General features: G+C 74.3%; 3 protein-coding genes (1 of these 3 only partly in view). 1 reads left to right on the top strand and 2 read right to left on the bottom strand.

Annotated elements, in window-relative coordinates; genetic code table 11:
• Nucleotides 1–446: 446 nt before the first annotated feature.
• The gene (locus tag OG306_RS01815) at nucleotides 447–2,369 is read right to left on the bottom strand and encodes a hypothetical protein (RefSeq protein ID WP_266753722.1); all 1,923 of its coding nucleotides are present in this window, start codon (nucleotides 2,367–2,369) and stop codon (nucleotides 447–449) included.
• A gap of 5 nt (nucleotides 2,370–2,374) precedes the next feature.
• Nucleotides 2,375–3,175 carry an ABC transporter ATP-binding protein gene (locus tag OG306_RS01810; RefSeq protein ID WP_266753724.1) on the bottom strand — a complete coding sequence of 267 codons (801 nt, stop codon included), beginning with the start codon at nucleotides 3,173–3,175 and terminating at the stop codon, nucleotides 2,375–2,377.
• Nucleotides 3,176–3,633: 458 nt separating this feature from the next.
• Here OG306_RS01810 and OG306_RS01805 point away from each other — a divergent pair, with 458 nt between their 5' ends.
• Nucleotides 3,634–11,230, top strand: partial view of a type I polyketide synthase gene (locus tag OG306_RS01805; protein ID WP_371665060.1) — the 5' portion only. It continues 25,475 nt past the right edge of the window; the window shows 7,597 of its 33,072 coding nt (coding positions 1–7,597); the start codon lies at nucleotides 3,634–3,636; the stop codon falls past the right edge of the window.

Genomic DNA, 11,230 nt, shown 5'->3' with positions numbered 1-11,230 from the left:
CCGAATCCACCTTACTTCCGGGGCAGTGGGTAGAAATGTCAAGCCTGAACCCAACAGCCCTCTGCGACCCAGCAGCCCAGAGCTGCGGAGAACGGAGACCAGGATCAGATTAGGAGATCAAAGCACTGATACGGCAACCCCTAATCGGCCCCTCAATGTCCCCGGGAGATGAATTCCCGGAGAACGCGGAACGAGCGGTGGAACGGGGGAGCGGCGAAAAGGGGAACGGCGAAATGACGGAGCGTCGGAACGGCCGGACCTGGAAATGGTCGAACGGTGAAAGGGTGAAGTGGGAGGGGGTCGGATCGAGGGAATGAGGGAATGCCGCGCGCGTGGAACGCCAAGGGTGGCATGTCGGACGGGTGGAACGCCGGACAGGTGGCGTGTCGGACGGGTGGGAATGTCGGAGGGACGGAATACCGGAGTGGTGCCGTGGTCGGGGTGGGTCAGGTGGATTCGCGTTCCGGGTGACGGCTGTGGGACGGGTCCGTGGCCTCTCCACCGTTCTCCTGGGGTGCCGCCGGCTTGCCGCCGGCCCGGCCGGTCGAGAGGCGGACGGCCCGGATGAACAGCGTGACGCCGACGGCGATCATGACCAGTGCGACCGCCCAGGACCAGGGGTCGGGTGTGTAGAGGGCCAGGAACCAGACCTTCGCGTCGACGTCGGCGAGCAGGAAGATCAGGGGCACCAGGCCCTGCGGGAAGAGCGCCAGGCCGCCGAACACCCAGGACAGGAGCGTGACCACTTCCTGGCGCCGGGTGAGCTGCGGCTTGACGCGCGTCGCCGCGCCCGCATTCCCCGTGCCCGCCGAGGCCTCGCCCGCCGTTCCCGGGGTCGCGGGGCGTCCGGTCCGCATCAGGAGGAGCAGTTCGGGGCCGTGTGCGGTGAGCCGGTCGGCGGCGACCCGCCCCAGCCGGAGGGCGAGCAGGACACCGGTGGCCACACCGACCGGGGCGCCGAGCCAGCCGACGAGGGAGTTGTCGAGGACGGTGCCGAGGGCGACGACGCCGGCCGCCGGCACGGCGGGCAGGAGGGCGACGAAGAACAGCGCGTTGGAGGGCCCGGTCGTGTCGGCCCGGTCGAGGGGGCTGTCGGGCCGCTTGTGGGCGTCCGGGCCGGGCACGAGGGCCGTGACCGACGCGTACGACGTCAGGCCGATACCGCCGCCGAGCAGGGCCGGGACGAGGGCGGCGACCCACGGCCAGGTCCAGGAGTACCCGCTCGCCGCGGTGCATACGACCGTCACCGCGACGGTCAGCGGGCCGAACAGCAGCAGGCACGCCCACTGCCGGCCGCGGACGTCGGCGCGCTGGCTGCCCGTGGTGAGGGTGAGCCACAGGCTCGTCCCGTCCTGGCTGTACAGGTTGTAGGCGGTCGCGACGACCATCACCGGAAGTGCCGGGCCCGCCCAGGGCAGCAGCAGGCCGGTGTCGAAGGTGAGCGGCAGCAGTGCCGTCCCCAGGGCCCAGGCCAGCGGCGTGACCGCCATGGTGACGCGCTGCGGGTCGCGCAGCCAGGTCCGCAGTTCCTTGCGGACCACGGCCCCGGTCGCGCCGGAGAGAGCGCCGCGCGCGGGGGCGGCCCGGCGTGCGCTCCCGCGGACGACGGAGCGGCCGTGCCGGGCCTGGCCGAGGGTGCGGCTCCAGACGGCCAGCAGCAGAACGCACAGGGCGACGAGTCCGGCCAGGGCGCCGAGCGACTGCCACCAGTCGCCGCTGTCGGCGGCGTCGACGGCGGCCACGCCCCACCCGGACGGGACGGAACGGATCGCGGTCGACACGAAGCCGGAGAACCCGGTCTCGGTCACCCGGGACGCGACGACGGCCACCACGAGCATCCAGCCGGACTGGGTGAGCACCAGCATCGCCGCGAACAGCAGGCCGGTCACGAAGGCACCGAACCGGGAGCCGGCGACCGCCCCGAACAGGGCGTGGGTGACCCTCGACAGCAGGACCACGAACACCAGTTGCGCGGCGGCGGCCGGGACCGACACCAGGGCCGGTCCCAGGCCGGAGCGGATGCCGTGGACGACGAGGCCGAGGAACGCCAGGGCCGTCACCACGGTGGTGATGCCGACGAAGGCGGCCGCGAGCAGTCCGAGGGCGAGGCCGCGGCGGGGCAGCGGCAGCAGCGCGAAGTGGTCGTTGCGGAGGACTGCCGAGCCGCCCCACAGCGGACCGACCATCCAGCCGAGGGTCCAGATCAGGAACGTCACGGCGAGCAGGTCGGAGACCAGTCCCGGGGTCTCGAGCCGGACGAACGCCAGGGCGACGGTGGCCGCGGCGAACATCAGGCCCAGGATCGCGCCGGTGACCATCCAGACGGCCTTGCCGCCGGTCATGGAGTTGCGGATGAGCCGCAACTTCATCCGAATCAGGACGCCAGCCACGACAGGCCCTCTCCCGTCTTCGCCTCGGCCCCGACGAGACGGACGAAGGCCTCCTCGAGTGTGCTGTCGCCGCGTACCTCGTCCAGCGTCCCGGCGGCCACCACGTCGCCGCCGGCCATGACGGCGACCGTGTCGCAGAGCTGCTCGACCAGCGGCATGACATGGCTGGACAGGACGGCCGATCCGCCGGACGCGACGAAGCGCTGCAGGATCGTCTTGAGTGCCACGGCCGAGACCGGGTCGACCGCCTCGAACGGCTCGTCCAGCACCAGCAGCCGCGGCCGGTGCAGCAGCGCGGTGGCGAGTCCGATCTTCTTGCGCATTCCGGTGGAGTAGTCGACGACCAGGGTGCGTTCGGCCTCGGTGAGCTGCATGACCTCCAGCAGCTCGTCGACCCGCCGGGTGAGCTCGGCGGGTTCGATGCCGCGCAGCTGGCCGGTGAACGTCAGCAGTTCACGGCCGGTGAGCCGCTCCGGCATCGACAGGCCGTCGGGCAGCACACCCAGCAGTGTCTTGGCCCGGACCGGGTCGGACCAGACGTCGACGCCGAAGACCTCGCAGCGGCCGCCGTCCGGGCGCAGCAGGCCGACGGCCATGGACAGGGCCGTCGTCTTGCCGGCGCCGTTGGGTCCGACGAGGCCGAAGAAGGAACCCCGGGAGACGGTCAGATCGACTTGCCGGACGGCGACATTGTCACCGAACTCCTTGTGCAGGCCGGTCAGCCGCAGCGCGGGCGGCTCGCTGCCGGAGCCGAATTCCGGTTTCTCGGCGTGCTGCTCCGTCACGTGTTGTTTTCCTTCCTGTGGCAGCGGCACCGGCCGCGTGGGCTCGGTCGGGCCTGTGGCAGCGGCACCGGCCGCGTGGGCTCGGTCGGGCCGGGTGCGGCGGGAATTGAGGGGGGTGAACAGGCGCCGCCGCGGGTGGACCCTATACGACACCACGCCCCTACCGAGTACCCCTAGAACTCCGCGCGCGGAGGGGGGTGTTCCTGGTCGCGCACCCGTCGGCCGCCTCCCGGGGCCGCCGGCCGCACGGTCCCCGCCGCGTGCGGCCCCGCCCCCGTCGGGGGAGTCCGGCCCCGCCACGGTTCGCCGGCCGTGTCCCGGAGAGTCCCGCAAGGCACATAGGGGCTGGTCAGCCTCCCCATAGGGGTTGGTGCGCCGACAGGGCGTGGTTAGTCTCGGTGCCGACCCGGATCACGGCAGCGGCATCCATGGCGCATTCAGAGGTGGTTGGAGTTTCCATGCCTGAAATCTCTGCCGAAACGCAGGAAGCGGTGGCAGTGGTCGGGCTGGCCTGCCGGCTCCCCGGCGCCCCCACCCCGGACGCATTCTGGCGGCTTCTGCGCAACGGCATGGACGCGGTCGGCGAAATTCCCGCGCACCGCTGGGACTTCTCCGACGACGACCCGAATGCGGCTCGCGCCGTGCGCCGCGGCGGTTTCCTGGACCGTGTCGACGAATTCGATCCCCGGTTCTTCGGAATCTCGCCGCGCGAGGCCGCGGCGATGGACCCGCAGCAGCGCCTGATGCTGGAATTGAGCTGGGAGGCCCTGGAGGACGCCCGCATCGTTCCCGGGCGGCTGACAGGCGGCCGGACCGGTGTGTTCGTCGGCGTCATGGGCAACGACTACGCCACCCTCGGCCACCGGGCCGGCCTCGGCGCCGTGGGCCGCCACTCGCTGACCGGTGTGCAGCGCGGCATCATCGCCAACCGGGTCTCCTACGCCGTCGGCCTGCGCGGCCCGAGCATGACCGTCGACGCCGGGCAGGCCTCGTCGCTGGTGGCCGTCCACGTGGCCTGCGAGAGCCTGCGCCGCGGCGAGTCGACGCTCGCGCTCGCCGGCGGTGTCCACCTCAACATCGCCGCCGAGAGCGCCGTGGCCGCCGCGGCCTTCGGCGCCCTGTCGCCCGACGGCCGCTGCCACACCTTCGACGCCCGCGCCAACGGCTACGTACGCGGCGAGGGCGGCGTCGTCGTCGCACTGAAGACCCTGACGCAGGCCGTCGCCGACGGCGACGAGATCTACTGCGTCATCCGCGGCGGCGCCGTCAACAACGACGGCGGCGGCAGCGGCCTGACCGTGCCCGACGCCGACGCCCAGGCCGAGGTCCTGCGCGACGCCTACCGGGCGGCGGGCGTCGGACCCGAGCAGGTCCAGTACGTCGAACTGCACGGCACCGGAACGGCGGCCGGAGACCCTGTCGAGGCGCACGCCCTCGGGACCGTGCTGGGCGGGGGACGGTCGGCCGACGGCCGGCTGCGGGTGGGATCGGCCAAGACCAACATCGGGCACCTGGAAGGCGCCGCCGGCGCCGTCGGGCTGCTCAAGGTCGCACTGTCCCTGCGCAACGGCGAACTCACGCCCAGCCTCAACTTCGTCACCCCGAACCCCGCGATCCCCCTCGACGACCTCGGGCTGACCGTCCAGACCGAGCTGGCGCCCTGGCCCGCCGACGAGCCGTCCCGTGTCGCCGGTGTGAGCTCCTTCGGCATGGGCGGCACCAACTGCCACCTGGTGCTCACCGGATGGGAGCCCTCCGAGCCCGATGTCGCCGGACGGCCCGACGACCCGGGCACCCCCGTGGCCTGGCCGCTGTCCGCCCGGACCGGCGAAGCCCTGCGCGACCAGGCACGCCGGCTGTCGGAGCACCTGGCGGACCACCCCGGCCCGCACCCCGCCGACATCGGGTTCTCCCTGGCCACCACCCGCTCCGCGTTCGACCGGCGCGCGGTCGTCGTCGGCCGGGACCTGCCGGAACTCCTCGCCCGCCTCGACAGCCTCGCCCACGACCGCCCCGACCCGGGTGTGATGACCGGCGACGCCGAACCCGGCGGCCTGGCCCTGCTGTTCACCGGCCAAGGGGCGCAGCGCCCCGGCATGGGGAAGGAACTCCACCAGGCGTTCCCGGTGTTCGCCGAAGCCTTCGACGCGGTGTGCGAGCGACTCGACCCGCGGCTGGGCCGCCCGCTGCGCGAGGTGCTCACCGACGGCACCGACCTGGATCACACGATGTGGGCGCAGGCGGGCCTCTTCGCCCTCGAAGTCGCCCTGTTCCGGCTGGTGGAGTCGTGGGGCGTCACCCCCGGCGTGCTGCTGGGCCACTCGCTCGGCGAGATCGTCGCCGCACACGTGGCGGGCATCCTGGACCTGGACGACGCCTGCACCCTGGTGGCCGAGCGAGGCCGCCTGATGCAGGCCCTTCCCGCGGGCGGCGGCATGCTCGCCGTCCAGGCCACCGAAGACGAGGTCGCCGACTCCGGCCTCGACATCGCCGCCGTCAACGGCCCGCGCGCGGTCGTGCTGTGCGGCGACGCCGAGGCGATCGGCCGCTACGCCGCCGAGTGCGCGGCGCGCGGCTGGAAGTCCACCGTCCTGCACGTGTCGCACGCCTTCCACTCGGCCCTGATGGAGCCGATGCTGGACGAGTTCGGCGCGGTGCTCACCGGACTGACGTACCGGCCGGCGACCATCCCCGTCGTGTCCAACCTGACCGGCCGGACGGCCGAACCGGGCCTCATGCAGGAGCCCGCGTACTGGCTGCGCCAGGTCCGCGACACCGTCCGCTTCGCCGACGGCGTCGCCGCCACCGCCGCACTGGGCGTCACCCGCTACCTCGAACTCGGCCCCGACGGCGTACTCGCCGGCATGGCGGCCACCTGCCGCACCGACGGCCCCGTGCTGACGGCGGCCCTGCGCAAGGGCCGCGACGAGGCCGAGACGCTGCTCCGCGCCGTCGGACGCATGCACACGGCCGGCGTGGACTTGGACTGGACGGCCCTGCTCGCCGCCCACCGGCCCCGCCCGGTCGCCCTGCCCACCTACTCCTTCCAGCGGCGCCGGTACTGGCTCGACGACCTCCCCGCCCGCGCCCTGCCCGCCACCTGCCCGCGGACGCAGGAGCCGGAACTCCCCGGAGCCCGCCCGCAGGCACAGGAGCCCGAGCCGGAGCGCTCCGCCGACGGAGCTGGAACCCGTGCCGTGCTCCGGCTGATCCAGGAGAACGCCGCCGCCGTCCTCGGGCACGACGGCCCCGACGACGTCGACGCCCGCCAGACCTTCCACGACCTCGGATTCGACTCGCTCGGCTCCGTCGAACTGAGGGACCGGCTCGCCACAGCGCTCACCCTGCCGCTGCCGGACTCGCTGTTGTTCGACCACCCAACACCGGACCGGCTCGCCGCACACCTCCGGGACCGGCTGCGGGGAGGCACCGACCCCGCACCGCCGGCCGCACCCGGCGAGACCGCCGACCCCGCCGAGCCGATCGCCATCGTCGCGATGAGCTGCCGCTACGCCGCCGGGATCGCGACCCCGGAAGCGCTGTGGCAGTTCCTGCTCGACGGCGGTGACGCCGTCACCGGCTTCCCCGACGACCGGGGCTGGAATGCCGAGGACATCTACCGGGACGCCGCCCGCAACCCCCACGGCACCCTGCGGCCCGCCGGCGCGTTCCTCGAAGGCGCCGGCGACTTCGACGCCGCCTTCTTCGGCATCTCGCCGCGCGAAGCCCTCGCCATGGACCCCCAGCAGCGGCTGCTCCTGGAAACCGCCTGGGAAGCGGTCGAGCGCCTCGGAACCGATCCCGAATCCCTCCGGGGCAGCCGGACCGGCGTCTTCGTCGGCGCCACCGCCCAGGACTACGGCCCGCGCATGCACGAGGCGCCCCCGGAGCTGGAAGGGCACCTGCTGACCGGCGGCACACCGAGCGTCGCCTCCGGCCGCATCGCGTACGTACTCGGCCTGGAGGGCCCGGCCGTCACCGTCGACACCGCCTGCTCCTCCTCCCTCGTGGCCCTGCACCTCGCCGCGCAGGCCCTGCGCGCCGGCGAATGCGACATGGCGCTCGCCGGCGGCGTCACCCTGATGGCCACCCCGGGCATGTTCACCGAGTTCAGCCGCCAGCAGGGCCTGGCCCCGGACGGCCGCTGCAAGCCGTTCGCCGCGGCCGCAGACGGCACCGGCTGGGGCGAGGGCGCCGGCCTGCTGATCCTCGAACGCCTCTCCGACGCCCGGCGCCTCGGCCACGACGTCCTCGCGGTCGTCCGCGGCAGCGCCGTCAACCAGGACGGGGCCTCCAACAGCCTCAGCGCGCCCAACGGCCCCTCCCAGGAACGGGTCGTCCGGCAGGCCCTCGCCAACGCCCGGCTCACCCCGGCCGACGTGGACGCCGTCGAGGCCCACGGCACCGGCACCGGCCTCGGCGACCCGATCGAGGCACAGGCACTGCTGGCGACCTACGGCCAGGAACGCGGCGAGACCGGCGAGCCGCTGCTGCTCGGCTCCGTGAAGTCGAACATCGGGCACACCCAGGCCGCCGCGGGCGTCGCCGGCGTCATCAAGATGGTGCTCGCCATGCGGCACGGCGTCCTGCCCCGCACCCTGCACATCGACGAACCCACCCCCCGGGTCGACTGGTCCGCGGGCGAGCTGCGGCTGCTGACCGAGACGACACCCTGGCCGGAGCTCGACCGCCCCCGCCGCGCGGCGGTGTCGTCGTTCGGCATCAGCGGCACCAACGCCCACCTGATCCTCGAAGGCCACCCGCAGCCCCCCGTCGCCGAACCCGGCGACCAGCCGCCCGCCGTCCCCGTGCTGATCTCCGCACACCAGGACGCCGCCCTGCGCGCCCAGGCGCACCGGCTCGCCGACGTCCTGCGCAGCCGGACCGACCTCGACCTCGCCGCCCTCGGCCACACCCTCGCCACCGGCCGCGCCGCGTTCGACCGGCGGGCCGCCGTCGTCGCCGCCGACCGGGACGGCCTCCTCGCGGGACTCGACGCGCTGGCGGGCCGGCTCCCCGCACCCGGCGTCACCGAGGGAACCGCCGGCCACCTGGACGGCACCGTGTTCGTCTTCCCCGGCCAGGGCTCCCAGTGGGCCGGCATGGCCGCCTCCCTGCTGAACACCAGCGACGCCTTCCGCGACGAGATCCACGCCTGCTCGGCCGCCTTCGCACCGTACGCCGACTGGTCCCTCGTCGACGTCCTCCGCGGCGCCGACGGAGCACCGCCGCTGGACCGGGACGACGTCGTCCAGCCCGCCCTCTTCGCCGTCATGGTGTCGCTGGCCGCCCTGTGGCGCTCGGCAGGCGTCGAACCGGCCGCGGTCGTCGGCCACTCCCAGGGCGAGATCGCCGCCGCCTACGTCGCCGGCGGCCTCACCCTCCCCGACGCCGCCCGGATCGTCGCCCTCCGCAGCCGCTGCGTCCGCACCCTCGCCGGCACCGGCGGCATGGTGTCCGTGCCGCTGCCCGCCGCCGACGTCCGGACCCGCCTGGCCCGCCTGGACGGCCGGATCGGCATCGCCGCCCTCAACGGCCCCTCCGCCACCGTCGTCTCCGGCAACGCCGACGCACTCGACGCGCTCCTCGCCGCATACGAGGCCGAAGGGATCAGGGCCCGCCGCCTCCCCGTCGACTACGCCTCCCACTCACCCCACGTCGACGCCTTCCACGACGAACTCCTCGACGCGCTCGCCACCCTCACCCCGCGCACCGGCGACGTACCGTTCTACTCCACCGTCACCGGCGAACCACTCGACACCGCGCACCTGGACGCCGCCTACTGGTTCCGCAACCTGCGCGAAACCGTGCGCTTCGAGCCGGCTGTGCGCGCCCTGCGCGCCGCCGGGCACGACGTGTTCCTCGAAACCAGCGCCCACCCGGTGCTCACCGCGGCCGTCGCCGACACCCTCGACGACATGGGCCGCCCCGGCGCCGCACTCGCGACCCTCCGCCGCGACCACGGCGACCACGCCCACTTCGTCGCCGCCATGGCGACCGCCTGGACCCACGGCGTCCGGCCCGACTGGACGACCGTGCTCCCCGCACCCGCCCGCAAGGTGCCGCTGCCCACCTACCCCTTCCAGCGCGAACGCTTCTGGCTCGCACCCGCCACGCCCACCGCCGGGGCCGACGCCCTCGGCCTGGACGGCGCCGACCACCCGCTGCTCGGCGCCGTGGTCGACATCGCCGAGGACGGCACCCTCGTCCTCACCGGCCGCCTGTCGACGGCGGGCCGGCCGTGGCTGGCCGACCACACGATCCTCGGCAGGACGGTGCTGCCCGGCAGCGCCCTCGTCGACCTCGCCCTGTACGCGGGCCGCCGCTGCGGCCACCCGCGCGTCGACGAACTCACCCTGCAGACACCGCTGATCGTCCCCGACGACGAGCCGCTCCAGCTGCAGATCATCGTGCAGCCGCCCGACGACACCGGCCGGCGGCCGATCACCGTGCACTCCCGCCAGGCCACCGGCGCCGACCTGGTCCCGTGGACCTGGCACGCCACCGGCACCCTCCACACCGCCGGCCCCGCCCGGCCGCCCCGCCCGGCCCCGGCCGCCTGGCCGCCCCCCGGCGCGACGGCCGTCCCGCTCGACGGCGCCTACCCCCGGCTCGCCGCACTCGGCTACGCCTACGGCCCGGCGTTCCAGGGACTGCGCGCCTGCTGGCGGCACGGCGAGGAGATCTACGCCGAAGCCGCCCTGCCCGATCCCGATCCGCAGCACACCGTCGGATTCGAACTCCACCCGGCCCTCCTCGACGCCGCCCTGCACGCTCTGCTGCCCCTCGACGGCAGCCCGGCCGGCACCCGGCTCGCCTTCGGCTTCGGCGGCGTCCAGCTCCACGCCACGGGCGCGAGCGCCGTGCGGGTCCACATCGGCGCCCCGGACCGCGACGGCGCGGTCACCGTCGAACTGACCGACCCCTCCGGCGGCGCCGTCGCCACGATCGAGGCCCTCGTGCTGCGCCCGGTCGATCCGGACCAGCTCGCGACCGCGACGACCGGCACCGACCCGCTCTGGCGCCTGGAATGGGTGACGCTCCACGACACCACCCCCGCCGGGCCCGTCGACTGGGCCCTCGTCGGCGAACCGCGTTCCGGAGCGGGCGGCGTGGGGCTCCCCGGTGAACTGCCGGCCGAATCCGCGGACTCGGCGCTCCCCGGCACACCGGCCACCCGGCCCGGGGCCTTTGCCAGGCACTACGCCGACCTCGACGCGTTGCAGGCGGCCCTCACCGCCGGCGCAACCGCACCGGAAGCGGTCGCCGTACACCTCGTCGGAGCCCACCGCGCCGCGGAAGCCGCCGACCCCGTCGCCGACGCCCACCGCGCCGCCCTCGACACGCTGACGCTGCTCCGGACCTGGCTCGCCGACCAGCGCCTGACCGGCACCCGCCTCGTCCTGCTCACCCACGGCGCCGTCGCCACCCGTGGCGACGAGCACGTCCACGACCTTGCCGTCGCGACCGCCCGCGGTCTCGTCCGCACCGCCCAGGCCGAACACCCCGGACGGTTCGTCCTCGTCGACATCGACGACGACACCCTCCTCGACCGGGCGCCCGCCGCGGCCCTCAACCACAACGAGCCCCAACTCGCCCTCCGCGGCGACCGGGTTCTGGCCGAGCGGCTCGCCCGCGTCACCACCACGGCCGGGGCAAGCCCCGTCGACGCCGACGGCACGGTCCTGATCACCGGCGGCACCGGCGACATCGGCCGGCTCATCGCCCGGCACCTGGTCACCGCACACGGCGCCCGCCACCTCGTGCTCGCCAGCCGCAGCGGCGCCGACGCCGACGGAGCCGCCGAACTCATCGCCGAACTCACCGCGACCGGCGCCCACGTCACCGCCGTCGCCTGCGACGCCGCCGACCCGCAGGCGCTCCGCGCACTCCTCGCCGGTATCCCCGCCGCACACCCGCTGCGCGTGGTCGTCCACGCCGCCGGTGTCGTCGACGACGCCCCGATCCACACGCTCACCTCCCACCAGCTCACCACGGTGCTCCGTCCCAAGGCCGACGCCGCCTGGCATCTGCACCGGCTCACCGCGGACCTCG

This window comes from Streptomyces sp. NBC_01241 (assembly GCF_041435435.1).
Taxonomy (GTDB): Bacteria; Actinomycetota; Actinomycetes; order Streptomycetales; family Streptomycetaceae; genus Streptomyces.
This window is presented reverse-complemented; position numbering and strand designations above follow the sequence as displayed.

Bases quoted from the DNA above. Each gene is read 5' to 3' on its own strand.
- OG306_RS01815 (WP_266753722.1), bottom strand. From the start codon at position 2,369: ATGAAGTTGCGGCTCATCCGCAACTCCATGACCGGCGGCAAGGCCGTC.